Origin of the sequence: Amycolatopsis sp. MJM2582, assembly GCF_000754115.1 — a bacterium.
GTDB classification, from domain to species: Bacteria; Actinomycetota; Actinomycetes; order Mycobacteriales; family Pseudonocardiaceae; genus Amycolatopsis; species Amycolatopsis japonica.
The window spans coordinates 215,138-235,109 of record NZ_JPLW01000007.1 but is presented as its reverse complement, the minus strand read 5'-3'; the positions used below and the strand labels follow the sequence as shown (position 1 = coordinate 235,109).

Here is a 19,972-nt window from a genome sequence, read left to right as displayed (position 1 = left end):
TCACATCAGGATCGGGTCGATGTCGCAGTTGGCCCGGGCACCGCGACCGGCGGCCTGCGTTCCCGGGTGGGCCTCGCCCAAGATCCGGCGGTACCGCGCCAGGATCGGGTCGCGGAACGGTGCGGCCTCCTCCGTCCGGCCCAGGGCGGCCAGATCCAGTCCGAGGTTGAACGACGCCGCCAGGACGGTGGGGTGATCCTCGCCGAGCACCTGCGTGCCACGTTCGATCGCGTCTCGCCCCAGCTCGACCACGCGGTCGAGCTCACCCACCGCCACCAGGTCACTCGCCAGGTTGATCGCGGCGATGATGGCATAGGGATGGTCCGGCCCGATGGTGGCACGGAACTGCTCGAGGGCGCGCTCGTCGAGGACGCGGGCGGCCGCGGGGTCGCCCATCAGTCGCAAGGTCACCGCCAGGTCGACGTTCGCCGCGAGGGTGTGCGGATGGTGTTCGCCGAGACCGCTCCGGTATCGCTCGAAGGTCTCCTCACCGAGTTTCTTCGCCGCGGCCAGATCGCCCGAGTGACGAAGATCGATCGAATGGGCCAGCGCGGAGGCCATCGTCGTACCGTGGGCATCGCCATAAGCGAGCCGGAACCGCTTGAGGACCTCCGTGGACACGCTGAGCGCCCCCGCGTGGTCGCCGTCCTTCCTCCTCGCCACTGCGAGCAGGAGCGAGTTACCCGCCGAGTCCAGCTGGTCCGCGCCGAAGCGGGCGATGAAGCTCTCCGTGAGCCTCTCCTGCTGAATCCTGGCTTGGCCGTATTCGCCCGCCTCGCGCAGGTCCACGTTCCTCGCGCTGTTGGCGCTGAAGGTACGGACGTGATCACGGCCGAGGACCTCGATCCGCCGCCGGAGGGTGTCCTGATCCAGTTCCAAGGCTTCCCGGTAGGCGCCGGCCAACCGGAGGCTGATCCCATGCTGGAACGCGGCGTAGAGCGTCTCCGGGTCGTCGTCGCCGAACATCCGCTTAGCCTTGTGCAGGATCTCTTCGCTGAGTTTGGTCGCTCCCGCGAAATCACCCTGCGCCCGGAGATCGATCGTGATGTTCCGCTGAAGCGCGAAGGTCTCCTCGTTCTCCTCACTGGACATCTGCATGCGCAGGGCGAGAGTGCGCTGGTTGAGTTCCGCGGCTTCGGAATACCGTCCGATCGCCCACAGGTAGAGCCCGAGCCTCGACGAGACTTCGAGGGTCTGCGGATGCGTGGGGCCGAGGACGTCGGTGAACCGCTTGCGCGCTTCGAGACCGAGCCGCGCCGCTTCTTCGTGATCGCCGTACTCGAACAGGTAGCGCATCAGGTTGATGTAGAGCTGACGCGGCCAGTCGTTGTCGCAGTCCAGGACATTCGCCGCGTAGGCGTGCGGCAGCAGTTCGCGGTAGCGCGACCAGTGCCTGCTGGACTCGGGATCGTTGGGGTCCAGGGCCGCGAGCAACTGGTGGGCGCCGTGCTGCATGCGCGCGTGCACCTGCCGGGCCATCACCCGGTTGCGCAGCACCAATTGCACCAGCCGGTGCAGCTGAAGCGTGTTGTTCCCGTGGTCGATCTTGGCGAGGCCGTAACGGTTGATGTCCCGGATGGCGCGCGCCAGTTTGATCGGGTCACGGAGCGCGGCGTCCAGCTCGGGCGAGATCGACACCCGGTTGACGCCGGTGAGCAGGTCACGTGAGATCGGTTCCGGGGAGAAGAAGGCGCAGATGTGCAGGATCTGATGAGCCGCCGGGTTGCGGGTCTTCAGCTCCTCGAACGAAACGTTCCACGCCGCGGCGACGGAAACCTCGTTGTCGGGCGCCGAAGCGGTGTCGAGGATTTCCTCGACCGACTCGTCGAACAGACGCAGATACTCCTGCACCGGCATCCCGGTCACCGCGCGCCAAGCCGCCGCCTGTTCGACGGCCAGTGGCAGATCACCGAGCTTCTCGGCGAGTTCTTCGGCGTCGGCCGGGTCGATCTCCGGGCCGCGGCGGCCGAGCAGCTCGACGCTTTCCTCTCTTTTGAACACCGCGAGTTCCAGCGGGCGCGCGATCCCCGCCCAGTCGGAGTTGCGCGAGGTGATCAGGATTTCGCCGGGACCGTTGCGCGGGAAGAACGGCAGCACGGTCTCCGGGCTTTCCGCGGCGTCGAAGACCAGGAGCCAGCGGCGGAAGGGGCGCCCGGTCCGGAGCGCCTCGATGACCGCGGGGACCGCGACGCTGGCCTCGGAAGCGCCCTGAAGTCCGAGAACACCGGCGAGTTCGGTGAGACCGGCGCGGATCTGGGTGGTGTGCGCGGCGTCGATCCACCAGACGAGGTCGTAATCCTGGAGATGCCGGTAGATGTATTCGGCGGCCATCTGGGTCTTGCCGATACCACCGAGACCGTGCAGCGCCGAGGGAAGCACGGCGGTGGTACCACTGCTCAACCGCTTCGTGAGCTGGTCGAGCAATTCGTCGCGGCCGGTGAAGTTGGGGTTCCGCGGGGGGACGTTGCCGAAGACCAATGGCGGGTCGTCGGCCTGACGGTCCGGGAAGTTCCGGGAGGTTTCCGCCGCCGAAGGGTGCACGATCCGGGTCGTCGGCTCGTTCGCTTCGGGCTCATTGAGATAAGACGAGCGTCCCTGTGTCACAGGCGTCGAGGCAGGTGGACGTTCGGCCGTCTCGGGCATCGTTGAGCTCGCAGTCTTTGATTCAGATACGTGTATGGGGAGGACTTGGCTTGCCGCGGCGTTGCGCAGCCGATCCGCACGGGACAGGTACGGCCCGGAAAGGGCGCGCATGAGCGCGGTTTCCAGCTCCACATCGGCCGGGGACTCGTGGGTGAGGTCTGGGTCCGGTGTGTTGTTCGGGTCGGCGATGGCGTCTCGGAGGTGGGAGATCAACCGGATCCGGTCACCGAAATGGGTGGCGGCCACTCGGACGACCTTGGCCGTCTCCGACCGCCGCGCGCCGCTGAGCAGCAGTTCCCGGACTGCCTCGGGAAAAGCGAAGACCCCGTCTGTGTCCCAAGTGGACTTGCCCTCCCTGAGTGCGGGAGCGTACATCATCCCCGAAAGCAAAAGTTCGAGGAGGTGTTCCGGGCCCGCTTCCGGAACGAATTCCTGTCCCACCAGCTTCGCCACGTCGAGACGGACCGGTACCGCCGCGAGTAACTGCGCCAAGCGTAGCGCCGGCGGCGACGCAACACTGCGAAATCGTTGCACTCTTTCGGCGGGTGACAAAGTTACCGGCGGGTCATCGAAATCGGACTGGGAAATCCGTTCCGTGGCGAGTACGACGGTTCCTTCCACGGATTCGTCGTTTCCGCCGGTCATCAGTCCGGCCCACCAGCCCAGCGACGTCGGCCGCAGTTCGAGGACCGGTACCGGGACGAGATGAGCGGGCACTTTCGAGCCCGGTTCGAGCCAGGCGTCCGCGAGGTCGCATTTCCAGCTGGCGTTGGGCGCCACCGCGTTCGGCACGCGCAACCGGGCCTTGTGCGGGCTCATCCCACACCGGCCCCACAGCCAGTGCGGGAGCAGGTGCACGATGCTCACCGGCATCTTCCTGCCCCACCGGGCCAACATCGGGTAGAGCGCGTCCTTCTTCTGCCAGGCGTCACCCACTCCATCGGTCACCAGCAACACCACGCGCCGTCCCGACGAATCGAGGATCTCGTCCGGATCGCGGGCGGGCGCGCCGGGCGTGCCACCACGCAGAACGAGGTTTTCTTCGGTGTCCTTAGCGGTTTCCAACAGGCGGACCTGGATGGTCCGGAAAGCACCCACTTGCCGGAGCAATTCGACGAAAGCCGACACCCTGGGGCGCCACAAGGCCATCGACGGACCGTTGTCGAGGACGAGCGTCAGGTCCAGCCAGCGCTCTTTTCTCGATCGGGTGACCGGCCACCACCGGCCGGTCTCCGCGACCCGGACGGCGGTCGCCACTTCGTCCAGGACCACATTGTTGTGTCGCCGCGAGGCCATCTCTCGTTTCAGTGTTCTCAGTGCGCGGAAGTACTCCAGCGATTCGAGGAGTACCGCTCCCCCTGGCCCGGCGCCGTCCACCGCGGGTTCCGGCAGCTCACCGGGTACGGCTTCGATCGCGACGACCTGATCGTCCTCTTCCGGCTCCGGCGGGACGTCCACGAGGCGGGACGGCCCCGGCTCGGGAAGTTCCGGGATTTCCCCCCGGTCGGCGGGTGCGTTACGGATCCGTACTTCCTCGGGCGGCTCCTCGGCAGGCGCGGACCTTTCCTCGGCCTGCCGCGGCGAGATGGCCGCGGCCAGCCACACGATGTCGGCGACGTCGGTCCAGTTCAGGTCCTCGAATCCGAACCGCTTGCCCCCACGCGGAAAACCGGTGTCCCGCCGGTCCGCCACCGGGGCGGAACGCGAGTCGGACACACCGCCCGGCCCGTCCATGTCACCGCACCGTCAGTCGTTGCCACAGGGCGTCCACCAGCCGCGGCCATGCCTCCTGATCCGGCTGGTACGCGCCCGACGTCGCGAGATAGACGGCGTCGAGCAGCCGGTCGGTGGGGAGCCCGCCTTCCGCCTTGCTCCGTTCGGCGAATTCCCGGATGAGCCGGTCGCGGTGTTCACCGTTCTCGCCGACCAGATGACCGGCCACGATCGCGGCGAGCTGCTCCTCGTCCGGGTTCTCGATCCGCAACTGCAGGCACCGGCGCAGGAACGCGGGCGGGAACTCCCGCTCCCCGTTGCTGGTCATGACGACGATCGGGAAGGCGTGACAGGCGATCCGGCCGTCGCGGACCACGGCGGTGCGCTGCGGGTCGGCGGTGTGCACGGTGACTTCGGGATGCCGGTTGCGCACACGGGTCAATTCCTCGATGGAGAATTCGCCGTCCTCGAAGATCGAAAGCAGATCGTTGGGGAGATCCGCCTCGGATTTGTCGAGTTCGTCGATCAGCAGGACGCGCGGCAACCTGCTGGGGAGGAACGCGGTGCCGAGCGGGCCGAGCCGGACGAAATCGCCGATCGGCGGTTCCTCCACCTCGTCCCCGCGCTGGGCCTGACTGGTCGCGGCCGCCTGGACCCGGCCGATCGCGTCGTAGCCGTACAACCCGGAACTCAGCGCGGTATGACTGGTGATCGCCCAGCGCAGCACCCTGCCCAGCCCCAGTTCCCTGGCGATCCGGTACGCGAGGCTGGACTTCCCGGTGCCCGGGTTCCCGGTGACCAGCAACGGGCGCCGCAGATACAGGGCGGCGTTGACCATGTTCAGTTCGGCGGCGTCGGCGTCCTGCTCCGAAAGCGTGAACGCGGTACCGAGACGGCGTTCCGCCTCGCCGTCGTCCGGCGGCGGTACGTCGTTCTCCGGCGGCGGATCACCGCGATAGGACCGCCACGGTGGTGGCGCGGGCAGCAACTGCGCGAGATCGATGTCGTGAATGGGCATCCCGGTGCCCCGGTAGATCCACCAATCGGGTGCGTCGAGCCGAGGGGTCCGGCCGTCCACGGCCGCGTCCTGATCGTTCCCGCTCATCCGCGGTATCCCCTTACAGTCGAGTCGGGATCAACGGCTGGTCCAGAACGATCACGCGTTTGGGGTCGTCCCACATTACCACCAGATCGTGAGCCAGAGAATTCTTGAACGGTACCGCCATACCGGAATTCGCCAGTTTGCGACGATCCGGAAGTTCGTTGAAACCGCTCTCCGCGGCCAATACCCAGTCGAGCAACTCGCGCAGGGTCTCCGGCTCGGCGTCCGGATGCCAGAGCACGACCGGGAGGCCGCTGCGGAGCGCGCTCGTCAGTTCGTCCGGCGGCCCATCCGGTTTCGCTTGGGGCGACGGGGGTTTCGCCAATACCAGACCGACCCAGTGCTCGTCGCTCAGGATGGCGTCGATCGGGTGATCCTCGACCTCCGGGCAACCGGAATAGTGCAGCCGGTCGGCGGCGGGGTCCTTCACCATCGAATCCCAGCGAACATGCCATGCGCGATGCCAATGCCTCGCCCGCATCCTCTCCAAAGAGCGTATTCCGAGACGGTACCCGTAGCGCAACGGCTGGGGCTGACCGGTCTCATGCTCCTTCGCCCACCGCTGCACCGGCAAATTGATCAATGTCCTGGGCAGGAGGAATTCCACCGACGCGGACATGCTCTGACCGGACCAGACCGCCTCGGTCTCCAGGATGACGTCATCGACCCTGAGCTCGGCTTCTTCGATTTCGATTTCACGCACGCCGCCGAGGGGCGGCGGCCAGACGTCCGGATCGTCCTGTCTCCAGAACGCGAGTGTGCACCGCGTCGGATCAGCGGAAACCGGTTCGAGCATGATCATCAGATGCAGATGGGGGCGGTCCGGAATCGGCGGCCTGGTCAGCCGCTGATGCCCGAGCGCCGGAGCGAGCCGCAGGGACCGGGCCTGGTTCGCCAGCCAGCCCTCGATCATCGCGTCCGCTTTGCCTTCCGCGTTTTCGGCCAGCAGCCCGAGAAAGGTCAGCGCGGGCGGGATGCCGTCCGGTCCCGCGTTGAAGTCCGTGAGCAGCTGAAAGGCTTCCCACGCGTCGGTGACGCCGTCCAGCGGCGGCGGCTGGACCGCGGGGCCGAGCGCACGGCTCACCATGATCGCGAGATTCGGGATCCTCATTCCGGTCAGATGGCGACGCAGGCCCACCAGATCCTTGCGGGGGACCAACTCCAGCACCGGACCGGCCACGTCGGCCGGAAAGAGTTCTTCGGCGCGCACCACGACCGAATCCGCGATGGCTTCCCCGTGCAGCCGTAAATAAGCCATTCCGGTGAACGTCTTCACCGAAACAGGTAGCGGACGGTACAACTCGGGCAACAAACCCGGGTCCTTCTCGATGACGTCCGCGAAGAAACGTTCCGATGAGATGAAGGCGATCATCCGATCGGATTCGGCGAAGGCGTCCTTCACCGGTTGCGCGTCGAGAATGCGGAAAGCGATATCGACCGCGTCCCCGACCCAGCCGTTGTCGTCGCCGATCACTTCGCCGGCGTTGAGGCTCACCCTCAGCCGCATCTGCGCCTGCGGTGTCCGCGTGTGGTTGTACCGGCGGAGGGCGACCCCGAGCCGATCCGGCAGCAGGTCCGCGACCAGGCTTTTGGTCGTACCCGGCGGAAGCAGGACCAGGACGCCGTCGCCGCGGTCCTCGTGCGCGCACGAATCGAAGTCGATACCGCTTTCGGCGAACGCGATCTTCAAGACCTCGTACATGCCCTGGTGCACGGCCAGCCGGTCGAGACGGTTGCGGTCCGGCGCGGTGAACCCCACGACGTCCACCACGACGATCGTGCGGTCGAGAGCCCGCGTCGGTCGCGCCACTGGCCCCCTCCCAAGGTCCACGGCGCCGACCCACCGGCGCCGACCGCCACATTATCGCGTCGACCGGCCCGGAGTTGAGTGTCAATTGACAAATAGGAGGCTGCGGTTCGGTGTTAACGCTCGTGAGTGGTGAGGACGGTTGGAACCGTCCTCACCACTCACGAAAGGGGTCAGACTCCGGCGACCTGCTGGATCCAGCTGCGGTAGCGGGTGATGTTGGTGTACGCGGTGTTGTTCGACCGGTCGCTGGTCGAGGCGACGCCGACCTGACGGCCACCGGAGAACATCGGACCGCCCGAGTCACCGCCGGCGGTGATGCCGTCGACGCGGTTCGCGCAGACCGCGACCCCGCCGTTGTAGTCGCTGCAGCTGACCGAGTTGACCCGGACGGTGGCGACCTTCAGGTAACGGGACTGGCAGTTGATCTCCGAACCGCACTGGCTGGTCGCGCCCCAGCCGTAGACCTGGACGTTCTGCCCGACGGCGACGTTGCTCGTGGTGCCGAGCGGCGAGTAGGTGGCGTTGACCGAACTGGTCAGCCGCACGATGGCGAGGTCCGCGCCCGAGTGGCGGGTGATGCTCGCCGCGGTGGCCATGGTGCCGCCGCTCTGCTGGTCGAGGCTGCCGATGCGGAACGTGTAGCTGCCGCTGCTCGCGACGCAGTGCTTGGCGGTGAGGATGTACTGCGGCGCGATGATCGTGGCGGTGCAGTTCTGCTGGCCGTTCACGAACAGCCGGGCCGCCCAGGGAGCGTTCTGCGCGTACTGACCACCGATGATCATCGGCTGCACACCCGAGGGTTCGGCGGCGGTCGCGGCGGGGGCGGTCGAGCCGAGCAGTGCCATGAAGGCGGTGCCGGCGAGCAGGACAAGGGAGCGCAGTCGCATGTTCCGACTCATTTCTGCGGCGGGGATCCCGCCGCTTCAGTGGGGACGAACGCGCTGATTCTGTGTCGTGCCAAGGGAAGCCGGAAACCGACGAAAGTTCGCGTGGGCTACCTATTTATTTCGAGGGCCCGGCGAAGATCACTAGGTAGTCACTCGCCTAGCAGGCGCCAAGCGGTGAGGGCGAGCCTCACCCGCGTCAGGCCGAGCGGATCGGTCAGATCGACGGACAGGCTTTTGCCGATCTGGGTGAGCCGCCGCGCCACACTGCTGTGGTGCAGGTGCAGGGAATCGGCGGCTTGGCGCACGGAACCCGTGGCGCAGTAGGCGTCGAGCGTCCGCAGGTCCTCCGGATCCGCGGCCAGCTTCGTGATCGCGACGACGTCGGCGTTGGCCCGCGTGTCCTCCTCTGGAATCCGCGCGAGCAGCGCGAGGGCTCCGAGGTCGCGATAGTGGATCACCGGACGGCGCGCGGTCGTGAACCGCAGCGCGGTCGTCGCGTCCAGCCAGGACCGGTGCGGGCATTCGGCGTCACCGATCCCCGCGCGGACGTCTTCGGGGAACCGGGCCGGATCCACCGCGGCGGCCAGGATGATGCCGACGTCGCCGAGTGACGCGGCCTTGACCGGGCGCCCGTGGCAGATCAGGCCCCCGATCTTCTCGAGCGGGAGCCCGGACCGGACGGCGATCACGCGGATCGGCGCGTCACCGGGGAAACCCAGCAGCCGCAAGGCCCGGTTCCTGGCGGCGTCGTCACTGGCGGAGCTGATCACGAGTTCCACCAGCGCCGGATCGGCCATGGTGGTGCGGGCCGGGCCGTAGCGTTCGACGACCGTCGCCACTGCGATCGCGAGGCGGTCCAGCACCGCTTCGTCGAGGGCGGCGGTCTCCCCCTCGCGTTCCAGCCAGACCGTGCCGATCTCCTCGTCGTCGAGGGTGACGGCCATCGTGATGGACGCGGGTACGGAGGCCGGGGCGGCTTCGCGTCCGTCGGGGGCCATGCGGATGGTGCGCCCCGTGCTGTGCAGCCGGATACCCGCCGCGCATTCCGCCAATCCCGCGGTGGCGCGGGCGAGCGCGGGAAGGTCGACCCGGCGCCGCATCAGGGTGTCGTAGAACATCACGACCCGGATCGCGCCCTCTACGTCGGGATCCAAATGCGACAACCGCGCGGCCAATGCCTCCATGCCGGCGAGCCTACGCGGCGATCGTCGCACGAAGGGGCGATCACACGCGACGGATGGCGGCCGCCCTCGGGACCGGAAGCGGGAAGGATCGTCGTCATGGACCCCGAACTCGAAGCCTTCATCGCCCTGTTCCCCGCGGCGAACCTCGACGACCCGATCGCGGACCGCGAGAAGCTCGCGAAGCTGGCCATGTCGGTGCCGCGGCCCGACACCTCGGCCATGCAGGTCGAAGATCGGACCGTGCCCGGCGATCCGGGCGTCCCGATCCGGATCTACCGGCCAGGGGAGGCGCGGGGCGCCATCATCTGGCTGCACGGCGGCGGCTGGGTGATGGGCAACCTGGAGACCGAACACCCTTGGGCGGCGCGGCTCGCCGAGGCGTCCGGCGCGACGGTGATCTCGGTCGAGTACCGGCTGGCGCCGGAGAACCCGTTCCCGGCCGCGTTCGACGACGTCTACACCGTGCTGACCTGGACCGCGGACCACGCGGCCGAACTCGGCGTCTCCCCCGACCGGATCGCGATCGGCGGGCACAGCGCGGGTGGCGGGCTCGCGGCGGCGACGGCCTTGCGTGCCCGCGACGAAGACGGCCCGCGGATCTGCTTCCAGCTGCTCAACCAGCCGGGACTCGACGACCGGCAGGAGTCGTGGTCGGCGCGGAACTTCACCGACACGCCGTGGATGAACCGCGCGAAGATCACCGCCGCGTGGGGGCACTACCTGGCCGGAAAGCCCGCGCCTTCGCCGTATGCCGCCCCTTCGCGGGCCACCGATCTCTCCGGGCTGCCGCCCGCGTACGTGGCCTCCGCCGAGCTCTGCCCCAACCGCGACGAGAACATCGAGTACGCGCTTCGTCTGCTTCAGTCGGGGGTTTCGGTCGAGCTGCACCACTGGCCGGGCACCTTCCACGGGTCACAGGCGATCCTGTCCGCCGAGGTGTCCCGCCGCCAGATCGACGAACTGGGCGGCGTCCTGCGCCGCGCGCTGGCCGAGTCATGACGGCGCCTACGACAGCCCGGCTGCTGCGCCCGTTCGCCGGGAGTTTCGCCGCCGTCGTCGTCCTGCAGATCATCGGCGCCATCTCGGGGTTGGCGCCGCTGCTCGCGGTCGTCGAACTGGGCCGGGCGCTGCTGGCGCCCGGCCCGGTCGACGAAGGCCGGGTCTGGACCGCGGTGATCGTGGGCGCGGCCGGATTGTTCGTCCGGCTGGTGCTCACGGCCGCGTCGTCCGGGATCGGGCATCTGCTCGACGGCCGGGTCCAGCTCACCTTCCGCCGTCTGCTCGCCGAACGCCTCGGCCGCGTGCCGATCGGCTGGTTCTCCGGGCGTCGCACCGGGGAGCTGGCCAAGGTCGTCGGCGAGGACGTCGGCGCCGTGCACCCGTTCATCGCCCACACGCCCGGCGAACTCGTCTCCGCCTTCGTCGTCCCGCTGGTGTCGCTGGGCTACCTGCTCACCATCGACTGGCGGCTCACCCTGATCACGCTGATCCCGGTCGTGCTGGCGGTGGCGCTGGTGCCGTTGATGATGACGCCCTCCCGGCTGCGCGAGCAGGAAGAGTTCGACCGCGGTATGGCGGGGATCTCGGATTCGGTCGTCGAATTCGTCCAGGGCATCGCCGTGGTCAAGGCGTTCGGTGGAGCGGGCCGCGCCCACCGCAGGTTCCGCACCGCCGCGGACGATTTCGTCGCGACCTTCACCCGATGGGTACGAGGGATGGCCGGGCCGGCGGCGGGGATGCAGCTGGCCTTGTCGCCGCCGTTCGTCCTGCTGGTGGTCCTGATCGGCGGCACGCTGCTGATCACCGGCGGCGGCCTCGCCCCGGTCGATCTCCTGCCGTTCCTCGTGCTGGGCCTGGGCTTGACCGCCCCCGTGGCCGCACTCGGCCACGGCTTCGACGACCTTCAGGCCGCCCGGCGCGCGACCGGCCGGATCCGCGACGTGCTCGGCGTGCGACCCCTGCCGGAACCGGAGAATCCCCTTGTGCCAGAAGGGCATCGCGTCGAGCTGCGCGACGTCCGGTTCGGCTACGAGGCCGATCGTGAAGTCCTGCGCGGCATCGACCTGGTCCTCGAACCGGGCACCGTCACCGCCCTCGTCGGCCCGTCCGGCGGCGGGAAGTCCACTTTGGTCAGTTTGCTGCCGAGGTTCTTCGACCCCACCGAAGGAAAGATCCTGCTGGGCGGCGTCGATCTGCGCGAGATCAGTGGCGAGGAGCTGTATCGCAAGGTCTCCTTCGTGTTCCAGGACGTCCGTCTGCTGCGCGCGTCGGTCGCGGAGAACATCGCGCTGGCCGTGCCGCACGCCGATCTCGACGACGTCGTGCGCGCCGCCCGCCTGGCGAACATCCACGACCGGATCCTCGAACTGCCGCGCGGCTACGAAACGGTGCTGCACGAGGAAACCGGCTTGTCGGGCGGGGAAGCCCAGCGGATCTCGCTGGCCCGCGCCCTGCTGGCCGACACGCCCGTCCTGGTGCTCGACGAGGCCACCGCGTTCGCCGATCCGCAGACCGAACTGGCCGTGCGCCGGGCTCTCGCGACCGCACGGGCCGACCGGACGATCCTGGTCATCGCGCACCGGCTGGAAACGGTCGTCGACGCCGACACCGTCGTACTACTGGAGAACGGCGTCATCGCCGAACGCGGCAAGCCCGCGGAGCTGCTGACCCGGAACGGGAAATTCGCCGCCTTCTGGCGTTCCCAGCACGCCGCCGAACCACAGGGGGAACCTCGATGATCCGGATGTTGCTGAGCGTCCTCGGCCCCGACCACGCCCCGCCGGTGCGGCGGACCGTGGCGCTGATGACGGTGACCGGGGTCGTCGAAGGGCTGTCCTACGCGCTGCTGGTCCCCTTGCTGCGGGCGTTGCTCGGGAGCACTCCCGGCGACGCCGTCCCGTGGCTGATCGCGTTCGGCGCGGCCTTCTCGGTGTTCGCGATCCTGCGCTACCGCGCCGACCTCTCCGGCTTCCGCACCGGGACGACGTTGCTGCGCGGGATGTACCACCGGCTCGGCGACCATCTCGCCCGCCTGCCGATGGGCTGGTACGGCGGGAACCGGGTCGGCGAGGTGTCGGCGCTGGCCGGACCGGGTGTCCTGCGGGCGATGAGCGTCATCGCGCATCTGCTGGCCCCGTTCGTGGCCGCCTGCGTCACCCCGCTGACGATCGTGTTCGTGATCCTCGCCTTCGACTGGCGGCTGGGGCTGGCCGCGCTGATCGCCGTGCCGGTCGTGGCGGTGATCCAGGTGCGGACGGGCCGTTCGTCGGCCGCGACCGACGAGGAGGCCGCCCGGCGCGGTACCGAGGCGACCAGCCGGGTGATCGAGTACCTGCAGGCCCAGCCGGTGTTGCGCGCCGGAGGGCGGGCCGAGGAACGATTCCGGCTGCTCGACGACTCGCTGCGGGAGGTTCAGCGGGCGAACCGCCGGTCCACCCTGTCCGCGCTGCCCGGGATCGTGGGGCTGACGTTCACGGTGCAGGCGCTGTTCACCGTCCTGCTGACGCTGGGCGCGTTCCTCGCGCTCGGCGGGCAGATCGGGGCCGCCGAGGTCGTGGCGATCCTCGTCCTGGCCACGCGCTGCGCCGATCCGCTGCTCTCGCTGACCGACATCGGCGGCAAACTCCGCGGCGCGCGTTCGGTGCTGGTGCGGCTCGACGCGCTGCTGCGCACCGAACCGCTGCCGGAACCGCCGGAACCGGTCCGGCCGGAGCGGCACGATCTGGAGTTCGAGTCGGCCGCCTTCACCCGCGGCGGCCGCGCGGTGCTCGACGGCCTGTCGCTGACCGTCCACGAAGGACAGAAGCTCGCCCTCGTCGGCCCTTCGGGCGCCGGGAAGAGCACGGTGCTGCAGCTGCTCGCCCGGTTCCACGACGTGGATTCGGGCGCGGTGCGCGTCGGCGGGGTGGACGTCCGCATGATGAGCACCGACGACCTGATGTCCCGCATCGCGATCGTGTTCCAGGACGTCTACCTCTTCGACGGCACGATCGAGGAGAACGTGCGGCTGGGCCGTCCGGACGCCGGCGACGCCGAGGTGCGGGCCGCGGCGTCGGCGGCCCGCCTCGACGAGGTGATCGAACGGCTGCCCGGCGGCTGGTCCGCGAACGTCGGCGAGGGCGGCGCGTCGCTGTCCGGCGGTGAACGCCAGCGGGTGTCGATCGCGCGCGCCCTGCTGAAGGACGCGCCCATCGTGCTGCTCGACGAGGTGACCTCCGCACTCGATCCGGTCAACGAAGCGGCCGTCCACGAGGGGATCGAGCGGCTCATGGCGGGCCGGACCGTGGTGATGGTGGCGCACCGGCTGCGGACCGTCGAACGTGCGGACCACGTGGTCTTCCTGGACGGCGGCCGGATCGCGGAGGAAGGGAGCCACGGCGAACTGGCCAGGCTCGGCGGCCGGTACGCCGGGTTCCTCGAACCGCAAATCGCTTGACGCCGCCGGGCAAGGGCAATGCACTGTGCCCATGAAGATCCGTTCCACCACCGCCGACGACCGCGCCGTCTTCGTCGACACCATGTTCAGCGCTTTCGCCCGGTTCCCGGACACCGCGGGCGAGACCTGGTCCGCGCTCGAAATGGACCGCGGCCTGCTCGCGGTGTCCGAGGACGGGCGACCGGTCGGCACGGCCGCCGCGTACTCCTTCGAGCTGACGCTGCCCGGTGAGGTCGTCGTGCCGGCCGCGGGGGTGACCGCCGTCGGCGTCCTGCCCTCGCATCGTCGGCAAGGCGTGCTCAGCGCGATGATGCGGCACCAGCTCGCCGACTTCCGGGCCAGGGGCGAATTCCTCTCCGTCCTGCTGGCGTCGGAGGCCCTGATCTACCGCCGGTTCGGCTACGGACCGGCCACCTACACCCGGCGCCTGACGGTGCAGCGCCACCGGGCCGCCCTCGCCGTCCCCCGGGCGGCCGAGGTGGCCAGCGGCTCGATCGAACTGCTGCGCCGGGCCGACTGCGGCGATCTCCTGGAAGCGGTCTACGACCGGTATCGCCGCGCCAGGCCCGGCGCGCTGTCGCGCCCGCACGGCTGGTGGGAAGCGGGGGCCGGGCAACCCCCGATCTCCCGGGCTCAGCGTCACGTCGCCGTGCATCGCGACGCCGACGGCGTCCCGGACGGTTACGCCTCCTATTCACTCACCGAACCCGACACCCTGACCGTCGACGAGACCATCGCCACCGACGACGCGGTGTCGACGGCACTGGCCAGGTTCCTGCTCGGGCACGACCTCGTCAGCGAAGTCGTGTTCAAGCACCGTCCGCTCGACGATCCGCTGCGCTGGCAGCTCGAAGACTTCCGCGCGGGCGAACTCGGCGGCGACACGGACTGGCTGTGGGTGCGGCTGCTCGACGTCCCCCGCGCGCTCACCGCCCGCGGCTGGCCGACCGACGGCGAGCTCGTCCTCGACGTCGGCGACCCGGCGCTCGGCGAGCACGGCCGCCATCTGCTCACCGTCCGGGACGGCGAGGCGGCCTGTGTCCCGACGGAGCGGGAACCCGATCTGTCCCTCGACGTGAGCGATCTGGGCTCGATCTATCTCGGCGGTACCACTCCGAGCACACTCGTGCGGGCGGGCCACATCCGCGCCCATCACCCGGAGGCCGCGGCGATGGCCGACGCTCTGTTCCGCACCGAGCGTCCGCCGCACTGCCTGCACTGGTTCTGATCGCGAGAAGGGCGCGGTCTCAGAGCGCGGACGTTCGTTGACACCCCAAAGTGCCACTGCTCTACTCGGACGCATGCGCTGTACGGCCTGAACAAGTGTCGCTCATCTTAGAGAAACACCCGGAAATTCCGGGCGCTCCGCCCTGCCCGGAATTCCCGTTCGCCCTCGCACAGAACGGAATTCACCCCATGACCACGACCGAGCCCCGGATCCGATCCGCCCATGAATGGCTGTCGGCCGCGAAGGAGGTCGCCGCGGAACTCGCGGTGAACGCGGCCGAGCGCGACCGGAAGAACGAAACGCCCTACGCGGAAGTCCGGCTGCTCAAGGAATCCGGCCTGGTGACGCTGCTCGGCCCGGTCGAGCACGGCGGAGGCGGCCAGAGCTGGGAGACCGCCTATCGCGTCATCCGCGAGGTCGCCCGAGGTGACGGCTCGATCGGCCAATTGCTCGGCTACCACTATCTCTGGGCCTGGGCCGCCCGCCTCGTGGCGACCGACGACCAGATCGCCGCCGTCGAAGAACTGTATACGCGAAACGATTTCTTCTTCGGCGGCGCGGTCAACCCCCGCGATTCCGATCTGAAGATCACCGAAGACGGCGACGAGATCGTCTACAATGGACACAAGTCGTTCTCCACCGGGAGCAAAGTCTCGGATCTGACCGTGCTGGAAGGCGTCCTCGAAGGCACCGAGGACCACATTTTCGCGATCGTCCCGTCCGACCAGGACGGAATCGTCTTCCACGACGACTGGGACAACATCGGCCAGCGGCTCACCGAATCGGGCAGCGTGACCATCACCGACGTGCGCGTCCCCTGGACGAGCGCGGCGGGCTACGTCGACAAGAAGTTCCACCCGCTGACCTACAACACGCTCAACGTCCCGGCGATCCAGCTGGTGTTCGCCAACTTCTATCTCGGCATCGCACAGGGCGCCCTCGAGACCGCGCTGGCGTACACGCGCGAGCACACCCGGGCATGGCCGTACGGCGGCGACAACAAGCCATCCGCCGGCGAGGAGTGGTACATCCTCGACGGCTACGGTGATCTCCAGTCGAAGCTCTGGGCCGCCGAGGCGCTGGTGGACAAGGCCGGCACCGCGATCTCCGCCGTTCTGCACGCTCCGCGCGAGGAACTGACCCCCGAGGCACGCGGCGAGATCGCGGTCCTCATCGCCGCCGCCAAACAGCGCGTGATCGACACCGGCCTCGAAATCGGCACGAAGATCTTCGAGCTGACCGGCGCCCGCGCGAGCGCCACGAAATACGGTCTGGACCGGTTCTGGCGGAATCTGCGGACGCACTCCCTGCACGATCCGGTGGCGTACAAACGCCGGGAAGTCGGTGCTTACGCGCTGCTGAACGAACTCCCGGAGCCCACCTGGTACACCTGAGTCCCGGCGAAGTGACTTCTGGGCACACCGGCGAGCCGGTGTGCCCAGAAGGCCGGATCACTCCTCGAAGCCCTCGTCGCCGCCGTCGAAGACGTCCTCCATGACCTCGCCGAGGATCATGCCGCCGACCACACCGGCCGCGGCACCGGCGACCACACCGCCCATCCCCGGACCACGCCTGCCGTGGTGCCCGTGGTGGTCGTACTCGTGGCCGTAGTGCTCCTGGTGCCCGCCGAACATGGCGTGCCCGCCGCCGGATTCGGCGACCTTGGCCAGCCAGCCGTCGATGGCGGCGGCCCAGTCGGTGCGCAGCGCCTCCTCGTGCGAGACGTGGAAGCGGCCGAAGGAGTCGCCGCCGGAGCGGAACATGCCGCCGCGCTTGTCCGCCTCCAGCACCACCACGAGGTCGTCCGGGCTCGCGACGAAGGTCAGCTCCACCTGGCTGACCCGCCCGGCGTAGCGCGACGGCGGGAAGAACTCGATCTCCTGGAAGAACCCGAGCTCCTGCCGCACGCCGTGCAACCGCCCGGCCTCCACGTCGGCACTGCGGAAGGAGAAGCCCAGCTCGCCGAACGCCTCCAGCACCCGGTCCTGCGATTCCAGCGGCCCGACGAGCACCGGGTCGAGGTCGCCCTTGTCCGGCGCGCCGGCGATGACGAGTTCGGTGCGCACGCCGACGACCATGCCCGGCAGCTCACGCCCGCCCACCGCGCTGATCGGCGTCTCCCACGGCAAGGCGATCTGGAAGGGGACGGTCGTCAGCTGCCCCGCCGTCACCCGTACCTTGCGGCCCGCGCTGACCCGCAGGAACTCCGCGGTCCCGGCCCGCTCGTGGTCGCCGTGCTCGACCTCGACCCTGGTGACCAGCGAAAGCAGGATCTCCTCGATCTGGGCGTCGCTCGAACCGCCCTGGATGCGGACCTGGCCGGTGATCACCTCGCCGGGAACGGCGTGCGGCGAGTCGAGCACGGTGTCGACGGACGGGCCGCCGACCCCGAAGGCGCTGAGCATCCGTTTGAACATCAGGGATTTCCTCCGCTGGGTACTGGAACAGGGGGTACCGGAACACTTCGACTACTACCGAGATCCGTCGCGGCACGCCAGGAAAACCGGGTTAAAAACCCCTAAACGGGCGCGACGTCACTACCTTCTCAGATCGGCCTGGCGGACGTCGTGCAGGTGGATGACGACGTCGTAGGAGCGGCCGAGCGAGATGTCCGCCGGGTCGACGGGGAACAGCGTGCCGATGGTGCGGGTGGGCCGGGCGGTGTCCAGCCAGGCGCGGGCGGCGGGCGGCGCGGTGCGCAGGTCCAGGTAGAAGTCGTCGAACCGGACCCGGTCGAGGGTGTCCTCGTTCGTCCCGGACGGCGCGGCCGGGACGGAGAACGGCTTCCACTCGCCACCGACCGCGGTGTCCTTGGACAGGAAGGAACCCCGGTCGAAGCTGAACCCGATCGGCAGATAGCCGCGGCCCAGCGTCTCGCGCAGGAAGGCGCCTTGGGTCTTCGGGTAGATCGACGGCATGTCGGGGATGTACGCGACGTGGGCGTTGTGCGCGGAAAGCAGGATCTTGTGGCCGGTCCGCCGCTGCCACCAGGCCACGTTCTGCGCCATCGCCTGGTCGCGCAGGATCTGGGCCGCGGGCAGCCCCTTCGGATCCGCGAGATCGACGGCGAGGAAGCGGGCGGTCTGCGCGACGAACCGGGCGTGCTGCTCGGTCCAGCCGTGGGCGTCCGCGCCGGTCAGCCCCTTGACCAGCTCGAAGGCCTGCTCCGCCTGTGTGGCGAGCCGCCGTCGCTCGTCGACGGGTTTACGCACGTAGGCGAACGCGTCGTCGATCGGGCGCAGTCCCGTGTACAGCTCGTTGAGCCGGGGCAGCGCCTCCGGATGATGCCTGCCGATGTAGTCGGTGATCCGCGCGAAGAACGCGTCGTTCACCGAAGGCGCGCCGAGGTCGTCACCGACGAAGTGCACCGTGCGATCGGGATGAGCGCGGTTGTGATCGCGCATCCACCGGATCAGGCTGACGAATTCCTCGCGATCCCACGGGGATCCGGCCAGCGTGCGCTTCGCGATTTCTCGGGCGTCGCCGCGCCCGGTCTGGACGTACTCGTCGATCTCCAGGCCGGCGGACCAGCTGAGCTCCAGCGCGAAGGCCCGGAACCCCTTTTCCTCCACGAGGTAGCGGAACACCCGCTCCTTCATGGTGAAGAACTCGTGGGAGCCGTGGGTCGCCTCGCCGAGGCCGACCACCTTCGCGTCGGCGATCATCCCGCCCAGCGCCCGGAGATCGGCATTGTTGCGGCCAGGTTCGGTCGAGCGCAGCGGATGCGCCGCCCGGTCCAGCGACCGCACCGGATCCCGCCAGGTCGTGGTCGTGTCCGCCGCGAGAGCCGGACTCGTCAAGGGAGCGAGCACCGCTCCCGTCACCACCACGGCGGCGGCCACCACTCCCCGTCTCGCCCACCGTTTCCGGCCGTCCTTCATACCGTTCACCCCTTCGTTCGGCTGTCGAAATCGATCATCGTCGACGGAACGGTGGGGGCGCATTGAAGCAAAGCTCCTACTTGGGGTGGGGTTTTCCTCACCCCACGGGAAGCGGGTGGACCCCGCCGCCGGGGTGTGGGACCCGGCGGCGGGAATCCACCCGCGTTTATCTCCCTCCGCAGCGGCTGTCCGTCACTCCGCGCGCCACAACGCGGGTGTGGACGGCGGCTCCCAGCCGGGCTGGGCGGTGTGCGCCTGCAAGCACACGTAACCGCGACCGCTGTAGGTGACCCGGGCGCCCGCGGAATAGCCGGTTCCCGCCGCCCAGGTCGTCCCGCCGGGCGGGTTGGAGGTCGAAGTCGACGTCGTCGGCGTCGTACTGGTCGGCCGCGAGGTCGACGTCGGCGTCTGCGGCACGTTCAACACGAAGTCGAACGCCGCCTCCTTGGCCGTGCCCGCGTCCCGGACGGTCATCAGCAGCCGGGGATCGAAGATCGTGTCGGTGTTGTTGCGCGGCTCGTTCGGGAAGTAGAGCTGCGTGGTCAGCACCGGCCTGCCGGGCGCCTGGACCTTGACGTGGATGTGCCGCGTACGACCGGGGTACAGGCCGGGCACGATGGTGCTCAGCGAGAACGCGCCCTGGTCGTTCGTGAACTGGTGACCGCGGAAGGTGTACCCCACGTTGTCGTAGGCGCCGTTGACGTCCGCCTGCCAGAAGTCCAGCAGTGCCCGCGCGATCGGCAGGCAGCCGAGCCCGAACACGTAGCCGGACACGGTGAGCCGCGTTCCCGGCGTGCCCGCCGTGACGAGCGAGGTGCGCTGCGGGGAATTCGGCTTGAAATAAGGACCTTCGGTCTGCGGAATGGTCGGGTCGTCCCCGTCGTCGCAGTACGGGGTCAGCTCGGGTGCCTGGCCGCTCGCGACGGTGGTGCGTGCGAGAGCGGGGCCGCCGATCAACGCGACCGGAGCCGCCACACCCGCGGCGATCGCGGCCTTCAGCACGGTCTTCCGGCTGAGCTTGTTCTCTTCGTCCATACCTGCTCCTCGTGGGGGCTTCGGGAATCACCCTCGACGGTATGGAGAAGATCA

13 protein-coding genes are annotated in these 19,972 nt (G+C 68.9%); 5 read left to right on the top strand and 8 right to left on the bottom strand.

From position 1 onward, the window contains the following. The 5 genes from fxsT to ED92_RS35695 form a co-directional block, all read right to left on the bottom strand. Entirely contained in the window at window positions 1-4,377 is a 4,377-nt protein-coding gene (fxsT, locus tag ED92_RS35715; protein WP_081976007.1) for an FxSxx-COOH system tetratricopeptide repeat protein, read from the bottom strand. 1 nt (window position 4,378) lies between these two features. After that, window positions 4,379-5,461: a MoxR family ATPase gene (locus tag ED92_RS35710; protein WP_037346290.1), complete on the bottom strand. Its 1,083-nt coding sequence runs from the start codon at window positions 5,459-5,461 to the stop codon at window positions 4,379-4,381. Between the two features lie 13 nt (window positions 5,462-5,474). Continuing rightward, window positions 5,475-7,268: a hypothetical protein gene (locus ED92_RS35705; RefSeq protein WP_037346288.1), complete on the bottom strand. Its 1,794-nt coding sequence runs from the start codon at window positions 7,266-7,268 to the stop codon at window positions 5,475-5,477. A gap of 170 nt (window positions 7,269-7,438) precedes the next feature. Next, window positions 7,439-8,155, bottom strand: a complete 717-nt coding sequence (locus ED92_RS35700; protein ID WP_037346286.1) for a trypsin-like serine protease — start codon at window positions 8,153-8,155, stop codon at window positions 7,439-7,441. Between the two features lie 149 nt (window positions 8,156-8,304). Further along, a complete protein-coding gene (locus ED92_RS35695; RefSeq protein ID WP_037346283.1) occupies window positions 8,305-9,339 on the bottom strand; it encodes a CdaR family transcriptional regulator in 1,035 nt (344 codons plus the stop codon). A gap of 96 nt (window positions 9,340-9,435) precedes the next feature. On the opposite strand from ED92_RS35695, the gene ED92_RS35690 reads away from it, so the two are divergent. The 5 genes from ED92_RS35690 to ED92_RS35670 all read left to right on the top strand — a co-directional run bounded on the left by ED92_RS35690 (window position 9,436) and on the right by ED92_RS35670 (window position 16,396). Then, on the top strand, window positions 9,436-10,338 hold the full coding sequence (locus tag ED92_RS35690) for an alpha/beta hydrolase (RefSeq protein ID WP_052121086.1): 903 nt from the start codon (window positions 9,436-9,438) through the stop codon (window positions 10,336-10,338). After that, window positions 10,335-12,077 (top strand): ABC transporter ATP-binding protein, encoded by a 1,743-nt coding sequence (locus tag ED92_RS35685; RefSeq protein WP_037346281.1) that lies wholly within the window; start codon window positions 10,335-10,337, stop codon window positions 12,075-12,077. The genes ED92_RS35690 and ED92_RS35685 overlap by 4 nt, the downstream gene beginning before the upstream one ends. Beyond that, the gene (locus ED92_RS35680; RefSeq protein WP_037346280.1) at window positions 12,074-13,774 is read left to right on the top strand and encodes an ABC transporter ATP-binding protein; all 1,701 of its coding nucleotides are present in this window, start codon (window positions 12,074-12,076) and stop codon (window positions 13,772-13,774) included. Before ED92_RS35685 ends, ED92_RS35680 begins: the two co-directional genes overlap by 4 nt. Window positions 13,775-13,805: 31 nt before the next feature. Then, window positions 13,806-15,002 carry a GNAT family N-acetyltransferase gene (locus tag ED92_RS35675; protein WP_037346279.1) on the top strand — a complete coding sequence of 399 codons (1,197 nt, stop codon included), beginning with the start codon at window positions 13,806-13,808 and terminating at the stop codon, window positions 15,000-15,002. Window positions 15,003-15,190: 188 nt separating this feature from the next. Continuing rightward, entirely contained in the window at window positions 15,191-16,396 is a 1,206-nt protein-coding gene (locus ED92_RS35670) for an acyl-CoA dehydrogenase family protein (protein WP_037346277.1), read from the top strand. 57 nt (window positions 16,397-16,453) lie between these two features. Here ED92_RS35670 and ED92_RS35665 read toward each other — a convergent pair whose 3' ends face one another. From ED92_RS35665 to ED92_RS35655, 3 genes are all read right to left on the bottom strand, one after another. After that, entirely contained in the window at window positions 16,454-17,419 is a 966-nt protein-coding gene (locus ED92_RS35665) for a sporulation protein (protein WP_037346276.1), read from the bottom strand. 120 nt (window positions 17,420-17,539) lie between these two features. After that, on the bottom strand, window positions 17,540-18,883 hold the full coding sequence (locus tag ED92_RS35660) for an erythromycin esterase family protein (protein ID WP_052121085.1): 1,344 nt from the start codon (window positions 18,881-18,883) through the stop codon (window positions 17,540-17,542). 192 nt (window positions 18,884-19,075) lie between these two features. After that, window positions 19,076-19,918, bottom strand: coding sequence for a carbohydrate-binding protein (locus tag ED92_RS35655; protein WP_037346274.1), 843 nt, complete (start codon window positions 19,916-19,918; stop codon window positions 19,076-19,078). Window positions 19,919-19,972 lie beyond the last annotated feature (54 nt).